Origin of the sequence: Janthinobacterium sp. PSPC1-1 (assembly GCF_049897625.1) — a bacterium.
In the GTDB taxonomy this organism is placed as follows: Bacteria; Pseudomonadota; Gammaproteobacteria; order Burkholderiales; family Burkholderiaceae_D; genus Janthinobacterium; species Janthinobacterium tructae.
The window spans coordinates 184,142-205,833 of the sequence record NZ_JAFCWP010000010.1 but is presented as its reverse complement, the minus strand read 5'-3'; the positions used below and the strand labels follow the sequence as shown (position 1 = coordinate 205,833).

Sequence of the window (21,692 nt, the reverse complement as noted above, 5' to 3'; positions counted from 1 at the left end):
ACTTAGAACCAAGTTTCCACTTGGAAACCATACGACGTGCCGCTGGTATTGTTGTTGTAGATCGGGCCGCCGTTGTTCGACGCGTTGACCGAGGCGGTAGCCGCATCGTTCCATTTGCCGTAGGTCACAAAAGCGCGCAGTTCAGGACGCGACCATAGGCCAGGACCGGCCGAGATCGTCGGCGCGATGGTCAGCTTGGTCAGGCGCTTGGCCGGCTGGCCACCCGCTTGCGTCACTCTGTCCGTGCCCAGTTCGCCCACCAGCTTGAAGTTGTCGGTGAATGCATACACAGGACGCACGCCAACCGAGGTCCAGGTCGAGGAACCTTTGGCGTTCGACTCGTCTTTTTGCCACAGGGCGACGAATTCCATGCCGAAATTGGCCATCGGCTGGATCGCCATGTCATTGAAGATGCGCGTGCGTTTCACGTCCGAACCGAAATTGGTGTCGCCCGAAGCGCCGAACTGCGCGCCATTGCCGGTGCCAGGACCGACGCCGTACTGCACGCCGAAGGTGTTGCCGCCACCGAATACTTTACCTTGACGGTGGAAGGCCGACAGTTGCCAGCCGTTATTGCGCTTGCCCGTGAGGACGTCGTCCTTGCCTTCGCCGATGATGTAGGTCGCGGCCAGGTCCAGCGTGCCGTTTTCATTGACGGGAATTTCGCCAAAGATGAAGTTCTGGCGCACGGCCGACTTGGTGTTGACGCCGCCGTTCGGCAACGCGATCTTGATGTCGTTGTCCTTGAAGAAGGCATACGAGAATTTACCCGGGCCCGCAGGAATGCGGTCCAGGCCGGCGCCCGTGCCGTTCATGTTGATGTACTGCAGATCCAGCATGTGGATGTCAGGACGGTAGTAGAAGCGTTTACCGATCCAGGCCGTGCCGCCGTTCAGGAAGTCGAGTCCCTGCGCTTCGACGTAGGCCTTGACGATGCCCAGTTTGTTGTCACCGAAATCGGAGTTTGGCGCGTAAGCGTTGACCCAGATGGTGGCCAGGTAGTTCACGCCGCCGGACTTGGCGACGGACTTGGTGTAGCCGAATTCCGTGTAGGCGTCGCACTCATTGCCCAGACGGTATTTCATGGTATTGCCGCCCAGACCGAAGCAGCCTTGCGAGCCGCCGTCGCCCGACGTATTGCTGCCGGCGCCGGCGCGCAGGTAGCCGTGGAAGCCTTCGGAGTCGGATGGATACATTGGATCGGCGGCAGCGGAACCGCTGGCGATGGCTAAGACGATGGCAGCTGGCAGTGTCTTCAACACGGCCTTCAACATGGTGCGATGCAGCATGGTAAGTCTCCTCAGTAGTTATTTTTTATCTAGTCATTCGTGGCCGAATGTACTGGCCAGAATTCTTTCCAGCAGGGACATAGTAACTATACTACGAACAAATATCAACATATTATGTTGTAATCCTACGACTACTCTGCGACACTTTATTTGCGTACTGATGTGCGAGTTGACTGCCCTGTTTTTTTCCGCTGGCGCCAGCGTTTCTGGCACTGTGGACAGGCATTTGCGCAGGCACCCTGCATTTTTCGGCACGCGGCACGTATACGAATTAAAATCCTTGGTTTTTGCCCATAACGACAGTGCGCCGCCACGACCGCGCACGCAGACGAGACTAAGCACCGCCATGAAAATTGATGAAAAAATGGAAGTAGCAGGCAGCGATCCGGCGGAGCGTTTCAGTGAAGGGCCGCGTTTGCTGGCCGACATCGGCGGCACCAATGCCCGCTTCGTGCTCGAAACGCGCCAGGGCCACCTGGAAGCGGTGGCCGTGCTGCCCTGCGACGACTACGCTTCGCTGCTCGACGCCATCACCGCGTATATGGATAGCAGCGAGGCGCGTGCCGCCGGTTCGGCGCGCGTGCGCCATGCGGCCATCGCCATCGCCAATCCCATCGACGACGACAATATCCGCATGATGAACCATCACTGGTTCTTCTCTATCGAGGCGATGCGCGCCGCGCTGGGCCTCGACACGCTGCTGGTGGTGAACGACTTCACGGCGCTGGCCATGGCCCTGCCCTATCTGCGGCCCGACCAGCGCCAGCAGATCGGCGGCGGCATGGCGCGCGCCGACAGCGTCATCGGCCTGCTCGGTTCCGGTACGGGCCTGGGCGTGTCGGGCATGATTCCCGCAGAAGACCGCTGGATCGCGCTGGGCAGCGAAGGGGGCCACGTCAGCTTCGCCCCCTGCGACCAGCGCGAGATGGACGTGCTGTCGTTCGCCTGGCGCGAGCTGTCGCACGTCTCGGCCGAGCGCCTCGCCTCGGGGCGCGGGCTGGAACTGATCTACCGCGCCCTGTCAGACCGGGCTGGCTTGCATGACGTGCCGCCGCTGCTGGCGGCCGACATCACCAGCCGCGCCCTGAACAATGAATGCGACGTGTGCATCGAAGCGGTGGACTGCTTCTGCGCCATCCTCGGCTCCATCGCCGGCAACGTGGCCATGACGCTCGGTGCGCTGGGCGGCATCTACATAGGCGGGGGCATCGTGCCGCGCCTGGGTCCCCTGTTCGAACGGTCGCAATTTCGCGCCCGCTTCGAACAGAAGGGCCGCCTGAACGAATACCTGGCGCAAATTCCCACCTTTCTGATCACGGCCGAACTGCCTACTTTTCTGGGCATCGCCGCCATCCTGGCGCAAAAGCTCAAGCGCGCCCATTCCGGCGCCCCCGTGCTCGAATCGGTGCGCCAGGCGCGCGGGCGCATGAGCCCATCGGAATGCAAGGTGGCAGACTGGGTGCTGAAGGAGCCGAACGCCATGCTCACCTTGCCTATTGCCGAAATCGCCCAGAGGGTCGGCGTGAGCCAGCCGACCGTGATGCGCTTTTGCCGCTCGATCGGCGTGCAAGGCCTGGCCGACTTCAAATTGAAGCTGGCGTCCGGCCTGACGGGCGGCGCCATCACGGTGGCACACTGCCACGTGGAGATCTCGGACTCCGACGCGGAACTGGCGCGCAAGGTGCTGGGCAATAACGCCTCGGCCGCGCTGGCCCTGCGCGACATGCTCGACGTGAAGGCGCTGACGGCCGCCATCGAACTGCTGCGCAGCGCGCAGCGCGTGGAATTGCTGGCCGTGGGCAGCGCCCGCGTGGTGGCCGACGACATGCAGCACAAGCTGCTCAACCTGGGTATCGTCAGCAGCTTCTTTGCCGATCCGCAGGCGCAGGAAATGAGCGCCGCCATGCTGAAACCAGGCGACGTGGCGCTGGTCATATCCCGCTCGGGCGCCCTGCCCGACCTGCTGCGCACCGTCAAGGTGGCGCAGGGCTGCGGCGCGCGCGTGCTGGCCATTACAGCCAGCGGCTCGCCGCTGGCCAAGCTGGCCGACGTGCTGCTGACCCTGAACCACCCGGAAGGCAACCTCAATTTCGTGCCCATGATCGTGCGCCTGCTGCAGCTGATGATGCTCGATATCCTGTCCGTGGGCCTGGCCCGGCGCGACACGGCGCAGCGCACCAGCGCCGCCGAACTGGAAGAGGGTCAATTGCACGGCATGCGCATCAGCGGCAAGCTGAAATTCGGTGGCCACCTCGAATAAGGCGGCGCACGCCGCCCCCGCCTCCTCCGACGCCGCCAGCGGCGCCACCGTGCATGACGTGGCGCGCGTGGCCGGCGTATCGGCCATGACGGTGTCGCGCGTCATCAACGGACGCGCCAGCGTCAGCGCGGCCACGCGCGACAAGGTCGAGGCGGCGATCGCCAGCCTGCACTACCAGCCCAACCTGGCGGCCAGGGCGGCCCGCACGGGCACCCTGCGCATCGGCCTCTTGTACAGCAACCCCAGCGCCGCCTTCCTCAGCGAATTTTTAGTTGGCGCCATGGATCAATGCCGCCAGGGCGGCGGCCAGCTGCTGCTCGAACGCTGCGAAGACCTGGATAGCCAGCGCGCCGGCATCGCCTGCCTGGTGGCGGCCGGCGTGGACGGCATCCTGGTGCCGCCGCCCCTGTGCGATTCGCCAGAGGTGCTGGCGCAGCTGAACCAGATGGGCATCCCCGCCATCGCCGTAGCCACGGCGCGCCCCTCGCCCGATGTGTCGGCCGTGCGCATCGACGACTACGAAGGCGCGCTGGCCATGACGCGCCATTTGATCTCACTGGGCCACCGCGACATCGGCTTCATCGAAGGCGATCCGGCGCACACGCCCGCCCTGCTGCGGCGCCAGGCTTTCGAGGACGCCATGCGCGAAGCGGGCTTGCAGGTGCCGCCGCACAGAGTGGCGCAAGGCTATTTTACGTATCGTTCGGGACTGGACGCGGCGCGCAAGTTGCTGGCGCAAACACCGCGCCCCAGCGCCATCTTCGCCAGCAACGACGACATGGCCGCCGCCACCCTGGCCGTGGCGCACGGCATGGGCTTGCAGGTGCCGGCCGAATTGAGCGTGTGCGGCTTTGACGACACGCCCGTCGCCACCACCGTCTGGCCCGAGCTGACCACCATCCACCAGCCCATCGCCGACATGGCGCGCGCCGCCGTCAGTCTCGTCATCGACGAGATACGCCAGCGCCGCGCGGGAGAACCGGCGCCCGCCACGCATCGCCTGATGGAATTTACGCTGGTCGAGCGGGCATCGTCGGGTGTGTATGCGCCGCTGGCGGCAAAGGGATAGCGCAGACCTTGACGCTGCCAGAACAGGCGATGTCCTACAGCGCCTCGGTCAAGGCGGGGCTGCCGATGGAGGTGACGGCATAACCGTTGCGGCCAGCGCTTTTTGCCTGGTACAGCGCCGTGTCGGCCGCCGTCAATAATGTCCCTGCCGTCGTATCGCCCTGGGCGCTGAACGCCAGGCCGACACTGGTGGCGACATGCAGACCGATACCGCCGCAATCAAAGTGCACGACCATCTCTTGCACGATTTTCTTGCCCAGTATCGCGAGCTCGGACTGATCCGTCAGTTGTTCAAAAATGATGACAAACTCGTCGCCTGCAAGGCGCGCTACCGTGTCCGAGGAGCGGACGCAAGCTTTGAGCCGTTTGGCAAATTCAATCAACACCAGGTCGCCGATGCCATGCCCATAGGTATCATTTATTTTTTTAAAATAATCGATATCCAGATAGGCCAGCGCCAGGCCCGTACCAGCGCGCCGGGCGCGCGTCAATGCCGCGGCCAGCGCCTCGTCAAACATGCGCCTGTTGTGCAGGCCGGTCAGCATGTCGGTACGCGCCAGAGCAGCGAGGTTGCTCTCCGCAGCTTCCCTCTGCAGCGACAGCGCATAGAATGCACGGCTCAGTTTTCCGAACTCGTCTTTGCGGGCGATATCAAACACCGCAATATCGGCATGGCCGGAGCGTATGCTCGCCACATGCCGGCCCAGATCGCCCAAGGGTCGCAAGAGCAGCATCACCGCCAACCAGCCGGCACAACTGGCCAGCAAGGCGACACCTGACGAAGCAATGATGACTTGGGCATAAATATCGGTGATCGGCGTGAATGCCTCGCTTTCAGGGTAGACGGCACCGATGATCCAATCGGCCGCATGCAAATGCTTGTAGGTGATAATGGCCTGCACGCCCGGCTTGGTTTTTCCCTGCATCCAGCCGTCGAATCCACGCAATGCGGCCAGGGTGGAAGGCGTAGCTCCACCCTTTTCTTCACTCACCCGCTTCAGGATGCGCGCCGGGTCCGGATGGTGGAGTATCGTGCCGTCGTCGGTCAACATGAACAGATAACCGCTCTTGCCCGGCTTGAGCTGCTCCCACTGGCCGAAAAATGTCGGGCTCTGCAAATTGATACCGCCAGCGATCATATACAGCAATTTGCCGGCTGCGTCATAGATCGGTTCGGTTACCAGCACAATGGGCTTGCCCGACAGCTGGCTCTTGAATGGACGCGATATCACGCCTTCCCTGAGTCTCACGGTATCGATAAAATATTCCCGCGTGGCGAAATTGAGCGTGCCGACCACGCGCCGGTCATTCATGCTGGCAATCAATTTCCCCGTAGCATCAAAGGCGACGAGATTGAAAAATTCCTCGCGCAGGGTTGGATGCTTTTCAATAAATGCCTGCATCCGCTGCGGATGTTCAACCACATCCGCAGGTAGCCCTTCCGCCAGCACCCTGAGCAGGGCTTTCTTCGCATTCAAGTCGTCGTCGATATAGGCCGCCGCACTGGTCAGCAAGGCGTATTGCTGATTGCCGATGACGGATACCATCTGCCCTTGCGCGACAGACAGTGATGTGAGCGCAACAGAACCCGTCGCGCACAGCACCAGCACGCCCACGAGCACAGTCATCTTGAATTTGAAGCTCCTGGGATTGAAAAATTTCCAGATCTTATACATGCGGACTTCCTTCTCAGCGCCCATGCTCTGTAAAGCGCACAGATCCGGCCAGGTGGCGCCATGCATGGCACTGGGAGGAATGGCATATTGGTCAGCGAATGACTTGGAGTCCATCCCCGCAGATGAATACAGTTGCCGGGACAGGCTCTTGACATGGCGAGAAAGCAAATCTTACGCCTATTCTTGCAAGAAGGGCACCCTGGTGCCGCTGAATACGCACACGCTACCCACATCATCCCAATATAGTGCGCTCCAGCAACGATTCCACCAATTGCACCGACGGCGGGGCACCGCCGGCCGCCAGGCAAGCGCCCGCTCCGGCCGCGACGGCGAAGCGCAAGTGCTGGCCGCCGTCAGCATCGGGCCGGTACATCAGGCTGTACAGCAAGCCGCCGATGCTGGCATCGCCCGCCCCCACCGAGTCGACCACCTCGATGACGGGCGGCGCCGCCTGCCATGTCTGCTCGCCCTGGTACAGGGCCGCGCCCTGCGCGCCGCGCGTATACAAATACGTGGCTTGCCGATTCCAGCCGCGCAGCACGGCAAACGCGCCATCGATGTCATCGTGGCGGAACAGGCCCGCCAGGTCTTCATCTGACACTTTGATCACGTCGGCCAGTTCCGTCATGCGGCGCAGGGTGGCGTCGTAGCGCTCATCCATCATGATACGGAAATTCGGGTCGTAGCTGATCTTCACGCCAGCCGCCTTGAGTTCCTGCGCCAGCGCCACCAGCTTGCCCGCCAGCGGTTCGCGCGCCAGGCTGATGCCGCCGAAATGCACCCATTGCGCGCCCTGCATCCAGCCGGCAGGCAGCTGCGCCGCGTCGAAATGCAGGTCGGCGCTGTCGTCGCCGATGAAGTAATACGTGGGCGGATGCAGTTCATGCACGATGGCCAGCAGCGGCGACTTCGCATGGCGCTGCAAGAAGCGCATGTCCAGGCCCGCTACCTCCGTGGCAGCGGCCAGCGCGTCACCGAAGACGTCGAGGCTGACGGCACCCGCAAAGGCGCTGGGCACGCCCAGGCGCGCCATCACGCGCGCCACGTTCCAGGTCGAGCCGCCCACCTGGCTGCTCCAGGAGTCCGCGCCCGTGCGCAGCATGTCCGTCAGCGCTTCGCCGGCCGACACAAAAGTGGGGAAAGAGGAAAAAGCGGCGGCGCTCATGCTGCACCTTTCAGCACGTTGAGCACTTCATAGCAGGCGCCCATGGTGTGGTAATCGACCTTGCCGGCAGGGCTTTTCTCGTTGCTGATTTTTTGATTCTCGGGCGTCAAAATGCGGTACCAGGCGCCGTGTTCGTGGTCGACGAAGTGCGTCCAGCTGTAATCCCAGATCTTGTCGTAGCTTTGCCAGTAAGCGTCGTCGCCCGTGCGCACGGCCAGCACTGCCGCCGCCGCGAAGCTTTCGGCCTGCACCCAGAAGTATTTGTCGCCATCGCAGATTTCATCTTGCGGGCCAAAGCCGTAGTGGATGCCGCCATGCGCGCCATCCCAGGCCTTGGCCAGGGCCGTGTCGTACAGGGTGCGCGCGCGCGGCAGCAGCCAGTCGGACGGGCCGGCCATGAGCCGGCTGTGGCGCTCCATGATCAGCAGCAGCTTGGCCCATTCCGTGAAGTGGCCGGGCTGGTAGCCCCAGGGACGGAAGATATTGCTCTTGTCGTGCAGGTTGTAATCCCAGTCGATCGACCAGTCAGGCTTGTAGTGCTCCCAGATCATGCCGTTCGCCAGACCCGCCTGGCGCACCGTGATGTTGTGCGCCAGCGTCTCGGCGCGGTGCAGATAGCGCGCTTCACCCGTCGCCTCGAACGCGGCCAGCATGGCTTCGCAGGCGTGCATATTGGAGTTCTGGCCCCGGTAGCCGTCAAGCGTCGCCCAGTCGGCACTGGCCACGTCCGCATACAGGCCGTGTTCTGGCAGCCAGAAACGCTGCTCCATCAGCTCGAACGTTTCGTCCAGATACGCGCGCGCTTCCTGCATCCCCGCCTGCAAGGCGTGCGCATACGCGAGCAGCACGAAGGCCAGGCCGTAGCAGTGGTTGGCGCCGTCTTCCACCGTCTTGGCGCCGTCTTGCCATTTCAGTTGCCAGGCGTAGCCGCCCGTGGCCGGGTCGCGGTGCACGTCGCGCAGGAAGGCCACACCGTGGCGCAGGGCCGCCTGGTAATCGTCATCGCCAAAATGGCGGTAAGCCATGGCGTAATTGAAGATGAAGCGCGTGCTGCTGACCAAGTGCCGCGTGGCCGCGTCGTACACAGTGCCGTCATCGAGGAAGAAGTGATAAAAGCCGCCGCTCGCATCGATGGCGCGCGGGTGATAAAAGTGCATCGTGTGCAGGATATGATTTTCAAGCATCTGCCTGGAGCGGAAATCGGGATTCATGGGTCTCTCATGATATTGTTATCGATAACAATGATGATAGCATGCCGTATCCACTCCGTCATGCCCAGTCAGGGGGTCTTGGCCAGCCTGAGCTTTTCGCGCCACAGTGCCGCCTGGGCAGGGTCGGCCGCCTGTTCCAGTTCGCCCTTATCGTACACCTTGATCAGCCGTTCCATCGCTTCCACGTCGCCCTGCCTGGCCGCCAGCAGGTACAGCGCAAAGGGCTTGGGCGCCCGCCCTTGGCGGGTGGGTCCGCCACGGCCCTGCTCCAGCAGCCGCGCGAAGCCCGTCTGGCCCGGTGGACTCTTCGCGATGGCCGCCATTTCATACCAGCCCAAAGCCGCCTCGTCGCTCTGCGGCACGCCGTGCCCTACTTCATACGAGTAGGCCACGTTGTTCAAGCCCGGCGGGTCGAGCGCCTTGGCCGCCCGCATGTACCAGCCAAATGCTTCCTTGCGCTGCGCCTCGTCCCTGGCCGTCATCATCAGGCGGTAGCCGATTTCATTGTAGGCGTAAATAAAGCCGTTTTCCGCATAAAACTTCAGCCAGTGCAGTGCGTGCGCCCGTTCTTCCGCGCTGCTGTGGATATTCTCGAAGTGCATGGCCAGCGTGAAGTTGGCCAGTTCCACGCCTTGCGCGGCGCCCTTGCGCGACCAGTATTCGCCCAGCTTGCGGTCGATGTCCATGCCCTGCCCCAGCGTATAGGCCACGCCCAGGAAAGCCTGCGCCGGACCATAGCCGCCTTCGGCCGATTTCTGCATCCACGCCAGGCCGGCGTCGGCGTCGTGCGGCGTGCCCTCGCCGTCGTGCAGCATCTGCGACAGCTCCAGCTGGGCGACCGTATCGCCCCCTTCCGCTGCGCGGCGCGTCTTCTCATAGGCGGCGACCTTGTCCGGCGACAGGTCGGCCGGGCGGTTGATCACGGCCTGCACTCTGGCGCGCATGTCGTCGAGGCCGGACATGTCGAATTCGGCCAGCGCCGGATGCTGGCGCGGCGCTGGCAGGGACGCTGGCTGCGCCAGCACGCTCTGCGCCAGCGCCAGGGTCAATATACACAGGATGGTTCTCATTTCTTTTCGCTTTCCGCCAGCTTGCCGCGCCATTCGGCGGCGTCTTCGGCATTCGCCTGTTGTCCCAGTTCGCCTTTGACATACACGTCAATCATGCGCCGCATGGCCGGCACGTCCCCGCTCCATGCGGCCCGCTCGTACCAGATCAGGGCCCACTTGTCCGACTGTTTCACGCCCAGACCCAGCTCATAGGCATGGGCGAAATTGCGCATGCCAGCCGGCTGCTTTTCACGCGCCGATCGTTGATACCAGGCGAAGGCATCGATGCGCTGTGCATCGTCCGTGGCCGCCCGCATCAGATGCTCGCCGAGCGCGTTATAGGCGGGCACAAAGTGCTGCTCGTTCGCCGCCGCCTTCAGCCATTCGATGGCCAGCGCCTGTTCTTCGGCACTGCTGTCGCCATCGATGAATTCCAGCGCCAAAATGGTTTGCGCCAGTGCGTCGCCTTGCGCCACGCCCTTGCGCAACCAGTATTCGCCCTGCACGCGATCGATGGGCACCTTGCCGCCCACCGTGTAGGCCAAACCCAAAGCCGATTGCGCCGGCGCATAGCCGCCTTCGGCCGACTTGCGTATCCAGACCATCGACTGCGCCGTGTCTTGCGGCGTGCCGACGCCCAGCTGCAGCATGCGCGCCAATTCCAGCTGCGCCTCCACGTCGCCCGCTTCGGCCACACGCCGGGTCTCGGCAAACTCGGCGATGCTTTCCGGGCTGTGGCTGGCCACATCGGCCCTTGCCTCGATGGCGATCAGCTGCAGATCGAGCAAGGTGGGCGAGGTTTGCGCCAGAACAGGCAGCGGCAATACTAAAGGGATCAGCAAGAGTAATTTCCTGGGCATGCGGCGGAGTCGGGAAGAAGAAAACACGCATGGTAGCCGATGGCTCGCCAGAAAGGCGCGCACGGTACGGGAAGTTTGACAGGGTACGCCGGCAGGCTTACATTGCACGGGCTCACCACTTAGACAGGAACGCCATGAACCGCCTCGCCACCACCGCCTTGACCCTGCTGCTCGCCGCAGCCTCCGTGGGCGCCAGCGCCGCAGACACCCAGCTGGCAGGCTGCGCCGCCAAGCGCGAAAGCATCCGCAGCGAATTACGCCAAGCGCAGGAACAGGGTCTGTCCGACAAGGTCGCGGGCCTGACGCGCGCGCTCGACGAAGTCAACGCCCACTGCCGCGACAGCACCCTGATCGAACGCCACAACAAGAAGGTGCTGAAGGCGCAGGCGAAAGTGAACCAGACGGAGCGTTCGCTGCGCCTGGCCCAGGAAGCCAATAAAGAACCGAAGAAAATCGCCAAGCTGGAAGGCAAACTGGAAAAGGCCAAGGCGGAACTGGCCGCCCTGCAGGCGCAGCAGCCCTGACGGCAAGCCGCGGCTACCCGGCAGCCAGCGCGAGGCACGTCGTGCAGACATACGCCAGACGCAAGGCTTGCGCTGCGCGCGGCGTGCTGACGTAGCCCCCCAGCAGGCCGGCCGGCAAATCCAGGCCCAGCGCGCGCAAGGTGGCGCCATGGCGCGCCAGTTCGCCAGCCAGCTCGGCTTCCAGCCGTGGCCGGCCACTACGCGCCTGCAGTGCGAGAAGGTCGAGCACCTGGGCCAGCACCCGCGCTGCCGCCGAGCTTTGCTGCGGCACCGATGACGCCAGGCTGGCGCCCCCCAGGCTCTTGAAAAAGCGCGCCAGCGCCGACGGCAGCTTGCCTGCGTCGATCTCGAAATCGAGCGACACCACGCGCAGTTTGCCATTCTTGGCGATGAGCAGCGCCACCGGCTGCCAGCCACCTGGCTCGCCACGCGTGCGGCTGGCCAGCACGGCCCGGATATCAGCGCCATCGGCCACGGCCGCCTGCAGCCGCGTGATGCGCGGACGCAGCGCCGGCAGTGCCGGAATCTGCAAGTCCAGGGCGGCGCCACAGGTGTCGAACACCTGCCAATCGAGCCGCTGCCCCACTTCGTCGAGCTGTGGCCGCGCCACGGCCGCCGGACGCAGCACCACGCAATCGACGGGCTCCGGCGTCAAGCCGACGTTACCACTCATGAAAGCGGCCAGCGCCGTCCAGTCGCTGAAACCCAGACTCTGCCAGCGCGCATCGTCGAGCGCCCACAGCGGCGCCGCACTGGCGCGCACCCCGCTGTCCATGGCAAGCCGCCCATCGTCGGCCAGGGACGCGCCTGCCAACTGCCAGCTCGCCCCGCACATATGCCGGGCGCTGCCGGCGCCCGTCCACAGGCTGCCCGCATCCCATGCCGATTCGCGCGTAAACGAGCGGTCGCTGGCGTCAGGCCGCGCCAGCACGGCCTGCACGATCCGCCCCTCGCCCCCCTCGGCATGCTGCCAGAACGACAAGGTCAGGCCATGCGCGCCGCCGCGCGTTTCCCACCAATACGCGCCTAGCGGCAGCAGGTCGATGGGCGCGTCGCCGGCCGCATCAAAACTGCGCCGCGCCTGTCCGCGCAAGCGCTGCAAGAGCGGGCCAGGCGCATGTTCGAGCGCCGCGCACAAGGCGCCGATGGCCGCCATCTCTTCGAATGCCTGGCGCTCGCTGGCGTGGTAATCGCGCCGCACGAGCAAGTCCAGCGTACCGCCCAGGCCACGCAACAGGGCGGCAAGACGGGGCAGGTTTTCACTGCGTGCCGACATGGTCAGCGCGCGCAGCTGGCCGGCGGCAATCGCGCTGGCATGCGACAGGCCATTGTCGTACAGCTCACCGAGCAGCCGCCGCACCTGGGCCAGGAACACCAGCTCGGACGTAATCATGCCCGGCGCTGCGGCGGCAGGCGCCGTCGCGGCGCCGTCCGGCCAGGCAAACTCCCGTCCATGCTTGCGCCAGACGCAGGCCAGCGCATACAGGTGCAGCGCCTTGCGCAGGGCGGCCGGGGTATCGGACACCATGGCGTCCACACCGGCGCCGCGCAGATAGCTGCAGCCCAGCTTCAACAGGGGCAGCTCGATCTGCAGCCTGGCGTTGACGATGGTGACGTCCGCCTGGTCGCCTTGCGCCAGCCAGGCCAGCGCCTGGCGCACCGCCGGCTTGCCCGCCTGCTTGCAGACGGCCGCGCTGTCGAGCGCCAGCACCTCCTCCTGCACGCCGGCCGGCGGCGCCTCCTGCGCACCGTCCTGTCCACTCTCCTGCGGCAGTTCGCGCAGCCACACCGCAGCGGCCAGGATATGCTTGCACATGCCGGGCGCCGGGCAATCGCAGCGGCCCTTCTGCGGCCCGCCCGCATCGAGCGCCACCCGCTGGCCGTCGGCGACCAGGGCGCCGCCCACGTCATCCTGCCAGCCTACCTTGCCCGCCTCGATATCTTTCAGGGCGCGGCGCAGCAGGCCCGCGTTGGCCAGCGTCGCCAGGCTGTCGTCGTCAAAGCTGCGGTACACGGCGTGCCAGCTCATCCCATTACCCCGGCCAGCCATTCGGCAAAGTGTTGTGGCGTCAGTGCCGCCACGTGCATGCCCTGATCCGCCAGGCGCTGCGCCATGCCATGGTCATACACAGGCTGTGCGCGCGCGTCGAGCGCGGCCAGGCCCAGCAGGGTGACGCGCGACTCGGCCATGCGCTTGAGCGCCGCCAGCAGCGGCCCTGGCGGCGCCCCCTCCTCGAAATCGCTGATCAGGGCCAGTACCGTGCGCTGCGGATTGCTCACCAGCTGCTCGCAGTACTGCACCGCGCGGCCGATATTCGTGCCACCGCCCAGCTGCACCGTCAGCAGCACCTCGACCGGGTCGGCGGCCAGGTGCGTCAGGTCCACCACGCTGGTGTCGAACACCACCAGCCGCACATTCACGGCCGGCAGGCCGGACAGGATGCCGGCCACCACCGCCGCATAGATCACCGAATCCATCATCGAGGCGCTCTGGTCGACGCACAGGATGACGTCCCACGGCAGGCTGCGCTTGACGCGCGCATTGAAGACGGGCCGCGCCATCAGCAGGCGGCGGCTGGCCAGGTCATAGTGTTTCAGGTTGGCGGCAATGGTGGCGCGCCAATCGAAGTTCTGCGCGCTTTGCATCTGCGTGCGGCGAAAGCGATTGCGCCGCCCCACCACCGCGTTGACGAAATCCTTGCGCAGGCGCTCGGTGATTTCCTCGACCACGTGGCGTATCACGGCGCGCACCGTGTCATGCATGTCCGCGCCGAGCCGCCCGCGCATGCCGATCAGGGCGCGCGCCAGCGCCTGGTTCGGCTCCAGGCTGGCCAGCACGGCAGGGTCGCGCAGCAGGCCGCTCAATTCATAGCGTTCGATCGCGTGGCCCTGCACGCGCTCGTACACCTCCTGCGGAAACAGCTTGCGTGCCTGCGCCAGCCAGTCGATGGCGCGCAGCTGGCTGGGGTCCAGCGAACCGCCACCGGCGGCGCGCAGCATGCCCTTGCGCTCATACTCGCGGCCATACAGATAATCGAGGCTGGCATCGAGCCGGCCATCGTTGGCGGACCAGGCTTCCGTTTGCAGCGGCTGCGCGTAGCGTCCCAGCATCAGGCGCCAGCGGCGCAGCAATTCCTGTTGATGCAGATGTTCAGCCATGCGGCTTCTCCGTTGAAAGATCCAGCCAGACAGACAGCGCATCGCGCTCCAGGCAGGCGGCCAGCGCCGCGTTCAGGCGACCACCCGCCAGCATCTCATCTTCGCTGACGTCGTAGTGGAATTCGACCTGCAAGGCGTCCGGCGCAGCGCCGTTGAGCACCGCCAGCGCCTCGGCCAGGTCGCTCGTCTCCTGCGGCTTCAGGCCCGTGAAGGCCAGCCGCAAATCGGGCAGATACTGGATGAAACTGGCCTCGTCCCAGCTGCCGACCAGGGTATTGAAGCTGCGCCGCAGTCCCGGCTGCGTCAGCAGCAATTCAGGCGCGGCGGCCATCAGGCCCGACAGGAAGCGCACGGCATCCTGCGGCGTGGCGCCGGCGCCGAAGCGCTGTTCCAGCAAGCGCGACAAATCCTGCTCACCCCAGGCGCCATCGAGGAACAGCAGCGCGGCGGCAGCGCCGCAGATGCCGGGCGCACAGGCGCGCGTCGCCGTCAGGGCCTGCAGGCGCCGGTGCAGGTCGCCGGCTTCGAAAGCCAGGCCAGCCTCCTGCACCGGCAAGGCGCTGCGTGCGGCACGGCCAAATTCGCGCAATGCCAGCAACTGTCCCACTTGCGCGCCTTCCCCGTCCCTGTCCGTATCGGCCAGTCCGGGCAGCAGGAACAGCGCGGCCGGCCAGACACGCCGCATCAGCGCCAGCACGCCCGGATGTTCGCGCACGCCCAGCGGCTCGCGCGCGCGCCACAGGGTCACCAGCGCATGGCCGCAAGCGACGACGGAGGCAAAATCGGCATCCTCATCGAGATGGCGCGACAACAGCGACAACAGATCGGGCAGACGTTCATGCAAGCCCACCAGGCAGGCACGCACCAGCAGGGCAGCGGCGCTGCCGGCCGAACGGGCCCGGCCCGCGGCGCCCAACGCCTGCTCTTCGCGCAGCAGCCGCGCCAGCGCCACCTCGGCCAGGGTGCTGCCATCGGCGGCCAATTCGATCAGGCGCGCTTCGACCAGCGGCGTCCACGCATACGTCCATTCCTCGAACAGCAGTTCGAGCCGGCTGCCGGCCATGAAATCGGGGCCGCCTTGCCAGCGCGCCAGGTCCGTGTCCAGATACTGCATCAGATGAAAGAAGCGGCTGCGCCGGCGGTGGCGTTCCTTGCGGTACAGGTCCAGCCGCGCCAGCCGCTTGTCGCCGTCGTCGAGGCGCAAGCCGTGGCGATGCGCAGCCGCGCGCGCGTCTTGCACCAGCGGCGGCGAACCGGCCGATGGCGGCACGTCGCCCAGCCGGCTGCCCGTCATCTGGCGCCGCACGTCGTCGAACAGGCCTTGCATGCCATCGTCAATGGCGCCCTTGACGAAGCAGGAGCGCATGGCGTCGAGCACATCCTGGCGGCCTGGCCCCGCATGGCCGCGCAAGGCCGCGAGCCTGGCCGCCTGCAGCACCGCCGCCTGTACCTGCGCCGTGGAAATGCGCTCCTGCACCCCGCGCGCCCGGCTATCCTGGGCCAGCCTGGTCAACTGGTCCACGGCAACGGCAAGCTGATGATCGCCAGGTGCCGGCGACTGCAGGGCATCCCAGACGGCCTGGTAGTAGGCGGGCGCCGGCATGCCGGCGCCGTAGCCATTCAGGGCATCGAGCCGCTCAAAGCTGTAGCGTATCAGCCAGCTGGTGCCGGTAATGGCTGGCGCGGCCGGCGCGGCAGGTGTGGGATTGGCGTCAAGCAGTTCGATCAGCGCGCTGGTGTGAAAGCCGCCGGTGACCACCACCACGGGGCCATCGACCTGCTTGCGCCAGCGGGCGATATGCGCCGCCATGTGGCGTTCGCGCGGCAGGCTGCCCTCCGCTTCCAGCACGGCCGGCTCGTAATCGAGGCGGGCCATGGCGCAGTATGAAAACACGTCGCCAAACACGCTGCGCCAGTCCGCCAGCGCGGCGCGCGAGCGCGCCTCGAACAGGTGATCCCACAGTTCGTCCTGGTCGCGGCAGCCGGCGCGCGCGGCCAGGGCGTTCAGATAGCTGCTGTGGGCCAGGTAGCGCTCGGCCATCAGGCTGCGCGCATCGGCATCGGGCTGCGCGTCCGCCGTGCCCGCGCGCGCCTGCCACGGCAGGTCGATGAAGGCCAGCTGCGCCTGCACGGCCGCCCCCTCGCGCAGCGCCACCCATTCGGGACTGTAATCGCAAAACGGGAAAAACGCCGATGCCGTGCGTGCGCCCTCTGCGCCTGCCGCTGGCGTCTGGCACAACAGCGCCACGGGCGGGCGCGTGCGTTCGTCCAGCAGCAAGGGCAGCATGTCCGTGAAGCCTTCCGGCCCCTCGATCAGCACGGCGGCCGGGCGCAATTCGCGCAGCATGGCCTGCAATGCCTGCGCGCACGCCGGGCTGTGGTGGCGCACCGGCGCAAAGTACACGCCCTGCCCGAACAGCCTGGCGCGCGCGGCAGCCACGCCGGCCGGCAAGTCCGGCGGCAAATTCGGCTGCGAATCCGGCTGCACTACAGCCATAGCTGGCGCGCCGCGTCGCCGAAGCTTTTCCACAAATCGTCGCGGCGGCCACGTTCGCGCACCACCGTGTCGAAATAATGGCGCACGCGCTTGAGGTCATCGGCGTTGTCCTTCAGGACCACGCCCTGCAACTGGTTGGCCAGTTCGCGCGGGCGCAGGGTGCCGTCGCCGAAATGCAGCGCCTCCAGCGAGGCCGCATAGACCAGGTTGACCGCCTCGGCGCTCGACATCACCGCCTCCGGCGTCTTGATGGCCGTGCCTTCGCGGGTCTGGCCGGCGCGCAGTTCCTGGAACGTGGTCACCAGCAGTTCGACCACGTCGCGCTTGACGATGACGGCGGCGCCGATGGCGTCCAGTTCGCGCTGCAGCTGCTGCATCACCAGTTCGACTTCGAAGCCATGGTCGCGGATCGGCTTGACGGTTTCGAAGTTGAAGCGGCGTTTCAGCGCCGACGACATTTCATGCACGCCACGGTCGCGCAAGTTGGCGCTGGCGATGATATTGAAGCCGCGCCGCGCATGCACGCGCGCGTCGCCGCCCAGTTCCGGAATCATCAGCTGCTTTTCCGACATCAGTGAAATGAGCACGTCCTGCATCTCGGGCGCGCAGCGCGTGATTTCTTCGAAGCGCACCAGCTTGCCCGCTTCCATGGCCTGGAACAAGGGCGACGGCACCAGTGCGCGCCGGCTCGGCCCTTCGGCCAGCAGCAAGGCATAGTTCCACGAATACTTGATATGGTCTTCAGTGGTACCGGCCGTGCCCTGTATCGCCAGCGCGGAGTCGCCGCTGATGGCCGCGGCCAGCAATTCGGACAGCAGCGACTTGGCCGTACCCGGCTCGCCCACCAGCATCAGCCCCTGGTGCCCCATCAGGGTGACGATGGCGCGGTCGACCAGCGGATCGTCGCCATAGAATTTGCGGCTCACTTGCAGCGCCGCGTCGCCCAGGATGAAGCGGCGCACCGCGCGCGGCGACAGCTGCCAGCCCTGCGGGCGCGGATCGGTATCGGCCGCCTTCAGACGTTCCAGCTCGCTCGCGTAGCGCTGTTCGGCGCTGCGGCGCACCACCTGGTTATCGTTATGTTGTTCCGTCATGATGTTGCTTTCTTTGCTTACCACGGCATTTTACTTTCCCATTGCGCATCATAGCCGCCGCACGCCTTCGACACCGCCAGATAATCGGCATAGGTTTCGGCCAGCAGCACGGACGGCACGTCGGCCAGCGGCACCGCCTCGTCGCGCCAGGAGCGCGGCAAGGGATAGAATTGCAGCGTTTTCAGGGCAGCCGTCATCAATTCCTCGGGCAGGCTGCTGCCGGAAAATTCGATCACTGCGCGCAAGCCGGCGCTGATGAAATCCTTGTGATACTCGGTGAAGACGCCGCCATCCTCGGCCTGGCCGCGCTGATAGCCATGCTTGCCGAAGGCGCCGCGCAAGCCGAAGGTGTCGCCCACCCAGCCTTCGCGGTCCGCGATGTGCCGGCCCGCCATCAGCGATGCGTCGGGCAATTGATGCGCCAGCTGCTCGAACAGGGGCTTGACCTTGTAATCCTTGAAATGGCGCTGCCAGGCGGCGATCTGCGGCGCGTCCAGCAGCGAGGCGTGCGCCAGGCGCAGCCGGCTGCCTTCGGGCAGCGCGACTTCCTCGTCGTCCGCGTCGAGCAGGCTGCCATCGTCGCTGGGGCGCAGCAGGGTGCGGCCTGCGTCGTCCTCCCTGATCCACACCAGCGCCTGCACCAGGCGGCCCGCGATCGGATGGCCGAGCAGATAATCGCGCCACTCCTGCGCCGGCCAGACACGTCCAGCGCACATGGCTTCGTACAGACGCGCCGTCTGCATGGTGATGACTTGCTTGAGTTCTTTCTTGCACACGGATAGCTGCTGCTTGGCTTCCTTGGCCAGTTCGGGCGATTCGTCCTGGCGCGGCTCGGGCAAGGCCTTGATCTCCTTGCCGTCGGGGTTGTGCAAGCGCGGCTTCATGGCGCCGTCCAAGGTCACCTGGAAGACCCGCTCGCCATACGACAGATCGAGGCGGCCGCTGTCGTCGAAGCCGCCGGTCGGGATGGTGCGGTCGCCCAGCTGGTCATGGCTCCAGCCCTTGCCTTGCGCGATGCGCTCGACCAGCAGACGCGCCTTTTCCTGCACCGAGGCGGTGCGGTAGCGCCGCGCGATCCCCAGTAATAACTGGATGACGGCCGGGTCGTAGCCGTCAGCCAGACCGTCAAGCATCGCTTCGATCTGCGCGCGGCGCGGGTAATGGTCGCGCATATACGCTTGCAGCAGGCTGATCGCCACATGGCCAGGCGTATGCGCGGCCAGCGCCAGGATGCCCTTCTCGCCGATGGCGCTGCCCAGGTATTCGGCCATCTTGTTGCGGCGGATCTGGTCGAACACCTGCTCTTCGCTCATCTTGCCCTGCGCGGCATAATACTCGGGATAGCGCCTGGCCTGGTCCTGGTAGCTCAGGTAGGCCTGCGGCGCACGCGCCTGCGCTTCGGCGGTCGCCACTTCCAGGCTCGGGCCGCGCAGATCCTCGGTGATGAACAGGCGCAGCACCGTCTCGCCCAAGGCGGCGCGGCTTGCCGCGTCGAGCAGGCCCAGATAGCGCAGCAGCAAGGCGTTGCCGCCCGGCTCCTTCAATTTGCAGGCCAGTACCACCCACCAGTGGATGATGTCGGCGTCGACCGGCGTGCCATCCAGCCAGCGGCAGGCGGGCAGCGCCTCGAAGACGAACCAGGCCAGGCCGACGGGCGCCTTGCCCTTCAAGCCCTTGCGCGCGGCGGCCAGCAGGATCTCGGGCGACAGGCGCGGACTCAGGTCCTCGCCCAGTTTTTCCAGCGCCGTCATCAGCGCGGCGATCACGGTCTCGCGCGTCTCCTTGTCCAGCGCCTGGTACAGCGCCGGGACGGCAGCGCGGTAATCGAGGTCAGCCAGCCACCGCGCCGCGCCGATGCGCATGTCCTGCTTGCTCGATCCCAGCGCCTCGGCCACGCGCTTGCCGATATCGGGCAGACTGGCCAGCACCTGCTGCGCGCTGGCGCGGTGCTGCTTGCCCTCGCCCAGCGCGATCTCCATCACGCGCGGCAGCCATTGCGCCGGCAGCACCGGAAAGGTGGCCAGCACTTCCAGGGTGGGACCCAGCTCGGGCGCCACGCCCCGGCGCCTTTCGACGGCGCGCAAGCCCAGGCCCTGCTCGATCAGTTCGGGGCGTTCCGCGAACAGCGGCCAGACCATGTCCGCCGCCAGCACCTGCTGCGGCTTGGCGCCCCACCAGTTGCTGGCCATGCAGGCCATGGCCACGCTGTCATGCTCGTCGCCGGCCTCGCGCATGGCGCGCGCCAGCAGGCGCAGGTCGAAGGTGGACAGGTCCTGCCGCGCCAGCCATCGCTGGAAAAAGTCATCGTGCCAGAAATGAAAAATATTGCGCCGCGTGGCCAGCAGCCAGCGCGCCATGTGCGCCACGCCAAAATCCGGCAAGGCAGCCACCTTGCCCTGCAGCTCGACAGGTTCGCGCGCCAGGTTACTTTGCAAGGGGCCCTCGTCGCCCTTCGCTGCCTCGCCATTGAACACGCGGATGGCCGCTTCCAGCCAGGCCGGCTTGAACGCCTCATAGCGCTTCAGGCGCTCCTGCATCCACTGGTACTTGTGTTTGGCGTGCTGGTTGTCTTCGCGCTCCTGCCGTGCTTCGGCGCGGTACTTTTCCAGCAGTGCCGTATGATTGGCCTGCAGCAGCTGCAGCGCGGCGTCGCCCAAGCGCGCCGCTGGCGGCGCGGGCGGCAGCGGCGGCACGGGAAGTTCCGCCGCGCCGGCATCGCTGGCCGCGCCCAGCCACGACAGCGCATTGCGGATGGCCGCCTGCACCGGCTTGCTCGCCTCCTGCGCCAGCGCCTGTTCCAGCAGCGCACCCTGCCGCGGCCCCAGGCTGCGGCCCAGCAGCTCGGCCGCCTGCACGCGCTCTTCCGTCTTGCCCGTCAACAAGCATTGCTGCAGCAAGACGGCCCTGCGTTCCACGGGAATGGCGGCCAGATGCGGAGCCGCTTCGATGCGCACGCTCTTGCCGCCATCGACGGCCAGGCGCACCAGGATGGCGGCAAAGGCGTCGGCCAGCGCCGGCGCGGCGCCCACACGCCTGGCCAGCTGCACCTTGCCGCTGGCCGACAACAGCGTTGGCAATTGCTCCACCTGCGCGGCATGCGCGAGCATGTAAGCGTCGAGCGCGCCCGGCGCCAGCAGGCGCTGCAGGCAGTTATCGCGCACGTATTCGTTCAATTCGCGCCGCTCGAACACCAGTTGCAGCGCGCCTTCTTCCGCCTCGCCATCGGCGGCCAGCAGGCGCGCCAGCAGCACCACGTCCCAGCCGCGCCGGTTGACCGTGGTCGCCTGTGCGCGGGTCTCGGAAAAACTGGCGAACAACGCATCGCTGAACAGGTAATCGAGCCACTGCGGCACCGCGGCGCCCGTGCGTTCCAGCGTATCGCCCCCGTCGGCGGCCTGCAGCAGCTTGCCCAGGCGCACCAGCAGCGCCGCGTCCAGTGCCGCCGCATCGGACTGGGCGTAGAACTGGTGCCGGTGGCGCAGACTTTCATTGGCCATCGCGCCATCCTTGTTACTCAAATTATGGGTATAAAAATGCGAGTACAGGCGCCCGGGCTTGCCCAGCAAGGTGCCGCCGCGCGGCGCCGCCGCCTGCACATCGAGCAGCACGCCTTCCTGGCGCCCTTCGCAGACGAACTCACAGGCGCGCTCCCACAGCGCAGGCGAGATCTGCGCCAGACCGCGCAAGCCCTTCTTCAACTGCGCCTGCTCATCCAGGCCTGCTACGCCCTGCGCCAGTGCCAGTATTTTTTTAAACATCGGAGATCGTCTTTCCTGTTCATCAAGGCCCTTGCCGGGCGTGTTTTCTTTTCGCAATCGGCGTCCGTATCGGCAGCCTGCA

14 protein-coding genes are annotated in these 21,692 nt (G+C 65.8%); 3 read left to right on the top strand and 11 right to left on the bottom strand.

Features of this window, described 5'->3' with window-relative positions:
• Window positions 1-2: 2 nt before the first annotated feature.
• Entirely contained in the window at window positions 3-1,289 is a 1,287-nt protein-coding gene (locus tag ACP7EG_RS25170) for a maltoporin (protein ID WP_081344739.1), read from the bottom strand.
• A gap of 346 nt (window positions 1,290-1,635) precedes the next feature.
• Between ACP7EG_RS25170 and ACP7EG_RS25165 the strand changes: the two genes are divergently transcribed.
• Window positions 1,636-3,549 (top strand): glucokinase, encoded by a 1,914-nt coding sequence (locus ACP7EG_RS25165; protein WP_426089790.1) that lies wholly within the window; start codon window positions 1,636-1,638, stop codon window positions 3,547-3,549.
• Complete coding sequence (locus ACP7EG_RS25160) at window positions 3,533-4,618, top strand: LacI family DNA-binding transcriptional regulator (RefSeq protein ID WP_426089788.1); 1,086 nt, start codon at window positions 3,533-3,535, stop codon at window positions 4,616-4,618. The genes ACP7EG_RS25165 and ACP7EG_RS25160 overlap by 17 nt, the downstream gene beginning before the upstream one ends.
• A gap of 34 nt (window positions 4,619-4,652) precedes the next feature.
• Here the strand turns inward: ACP7EG_RS25160 and ACP7EG_RS25155 are convergent, their stop codons facing one another.
• From ACP7EG_RS25155 to ACP7EG_RS25135, 5 genes are all read right to left on the bottom strand, one after another.
• Complete coding sequence (locus tag ACP7EG_RS25155) at window positions 4,653-6,293, bottom strand: diguanylate cyclase domain-containing protein (protein ID WP_426089786.1); 1,641 nt, start codon at window positions 6,291-6,293, stop codon at window positions 4,653-4,655.
• 232 nt (window positions 6,294-6,525) lie between these two features.
• Window positions 6,526-7,458: a carbohydrate kinase family protein gene (locus tag ACP7EG_RS25150; RefSeq protein ID WP_426089784.1), complete on the bottom strand. Its 933-nt coding sequence runs from the start codon at window positions 7,456-7,458 to the stop codon at window positions 6,526-6,528.
• On the bottom strand, window positions 7,455-8,669 hold the full coding sequence (locus ACP7EG_RS25145; protein WP_426089783.1) for an AGE family epimerase/isomerase: 1,215 nt from the start codon (window positions 8,667-8,669) through the stop codon (window positions 7,455-7,457). Before ACP7EG_RS25145 ends, ACP7EG_RS25150 begins: the two co-directional genes overlap by 4 nt.
• Before the next feature lie 68 nt (window positions 8,670-8,737).
• Window positions 8,738-9,739, bottom strand: coding sequence for an SEL1-like repeat protein (locus tag ACP7EG_RS25140; protein ID WP_426089782.1), 1,002 nt, complete (start codon window positions 9,737-9,739; stop codon window positions 8,738-8,740).
• Window positions 9,736-10,560 (bottom strand): tetratricopeptide repeat protein, encoded by an 825-nt coding sequence (locus ACP7EG_RS25135; protein WP_426089780.1) that lies wholly within the window; start codon window positions 10,558-10,560, stop codon window positions 9,736-9,738. The genes ACP7EG_RS25140 and ACP7EG_RS25135 overlap by 4 nt, the downstream gene beginning before the upstream one ends.
• Before the next feature lie 152 nt (window positions 10,561-10,712).
• On the opposite strand from ACP7EG_RS25135, the gene ACP7EG_RS25130 reads away from it, so the two are divergent.
• Window positions 10,713-11,102 carry a DUF1090 family protein gene (locus tag ACP7EG_RS25130; protein ID WP_426089778.1) on the top strand — a complete coding sequence of 130 codons (390 nt, stop codon included), beginning with the start codon at window positions 10,713-10,715 and terminating at the stop codon, window positions 11,100-11,102.
• A gap of 13 nt (window positions 11,103-11,115) precedes the next feature.
• Here the strand turns inward: ACP7EG_RS25130 and ACP7EG_RS25125 are convergent, their stop codons facing one another.
• Genes ACP7EG_RS25125 through ACP7EG_RS25105 form a run of 5 tightly spaced genes read right to left on the bottom strand, consistent with a single transcriptional unit; the run spans window position 11,116 to window position 21,610 of the window.
• Complete coding sequence (locus ACP7EG_RS25125) at window positions 11,116-13,131, bottom strand: SWIM zinc finger family protein (RefSeq protein ID WP_426089777.1); 2,016 nt, start codon at window positions 13,129-13,131, stop codon at window positions 11,116-11,118.
• Window positions 13,128-14,261, bottom strand: a complete 1,134-nt coding sequence (locus ACP7EG_RS25120; RefSeq protein WP_426089776.1) for a VWA domain-containing protein — start codon at window positions 14,259-14,261, stop codon at window positions 13,128-13,130. Before ACP7EG_RS25120 ends, ACP7EG_RS25125 begins: the two co-directional genes overlap by 4 nt.
• Window positions 14,254-16,758 (bottom strand): DUF5682 family protein, encoded by a 2,505-nt coding sequence (locus tag ACP7EG_RS25115; RefSeq protein ID WP_426089774.1) that lies wholly within the window; start codon window positions 16,756-16,758, stop codon window positions 14,254-14,256. Before ACP7EG_RS25115 ends, ACP7EG_RS25120 begins: the two co-directional genes overlap by 8 nt.
• Window positions 16,749-17,852, bottom strand: a complete 1,104-nt coding sequence (locus tag ACP7EG_RS25110; protein ID WP_099764172.1) for an AAA family ATPase — start codon at window positions 17,850-17,852, stop codon at window positions 16,749-16,751. Before ACP7EG_RS25110 ends, ACP7EG_RS25115 begins: the two co-directional genes overlap by 10 nt.
• Window positions 17,853-17,869: 17 nt before the next feature.
• A complete protein-coding gene (locus tag ACP7EG_RS25105) occupies window positions 17,870-21,610 on the bottom strand; it encodes a DUF4132 domain-containing protein (protein ID WP_426089773.1) in 3,741 nt (1,246 codons plus the stop codon).
• Window positions 21,611-21,692: the final 82 nt, after the last annotated feature.

What these genes read in the sequence shown, in the direction of transcription:
- ACP7EG_RS25140 (WP_426089782.1), bottom strand. Translation starts at nt 9,739, where the DNA reads ATGAGAACCATCCTGTGTATATTGACCCTGGCGCTGGCGCAGAGCGTG.
- ACP7EG_RS25155 (WP_426089786.1), bottom strand. Translation starts at nt 6,293, where the DNA reads ATGTATAAGATCTGGAAATTTTTCAATCCCAGGAGCTTCAAATTCAAG.
- ACP7EG_RS25165 (WP_426089790.1), top strand. Translation starts at nt 1,636, where the DNA reads ATGAAAATTGATGAAAAAATGGAAGTAGCAGGCAGCGATCCGGCGGAG.
- ACP7EG_RS25115 (WP_426089774.1), bottom strand. Translation starts at nt 16,758, where the DNA reads ATGGCTGTAGTGCAGCCGGATTCGCAGCCGAATTTGCCGCCGGACTTG.
- ACP7EG_RS25110 (WP_099764172.1), bottom strand. Translation starts at nt 17,852, where the DNA reads ATGACGGAACAACATAACGATAACCAGGTGGTGCGCCGCAGCGCCGAA.
- ACP7EG_RS25125 (WP_426089777.1), bottom strand. Translation starts at nt 13,131, where the DNA reads ATGAGCTGGCACGCCGTGTACCGCAGCTTTGACGACGACAGCCTGGCG.
- ACP7EG_RS25105 (WP_426089773.1), bottom strand. Translation starts at nt 21,610, where the DNA reads ATGTTTAAAAAAATACTGGCACTGGCGCAGGGCGTAGCAGGCCTGGAT.
- ACP7EG_RS25120 (WP_426089776.1), bottom strand. Translation starts at nt 14,261, where the DNA reads ATGGCTGAACATCTGCATCAACAGGAATTGCTGCGCCGCTGGCGCCTG.
- ACP7EG_RS25145 (WP_426089783.1), bottom strand. Translation starts at nt 8,669, where the DNA reads ATGAATCCCGATTTCCGCTCCAGGCAGATGCTTGAAAATCATATCCTG.
- ACP7EG_RS25130 (WP_426089778.1), top strand. Translation starts at nt 10,713, where the DNA reads ATGAACCGCCTCGCCACCACCGCCTTGACCCTGCTGCTCGCCGCAGCC.
- ACP7EG_RS25170 (WP_081344739.1), bottom strand. Translation starts at nt 1,289, where the DNA reads ATGCTGCATCGCACCATGTTGAAGGCCGTGTTGAAGACACTGCCAGCT.
- ACP7EG_RS25150 (WP_426089784.1), bottom strand. Translation starts at nt 7,458, where the DNA reads ATGAGCGCCGCCGCTTTTTCCTCTTTCCCCACTTTTGTGTCGGCCGGC.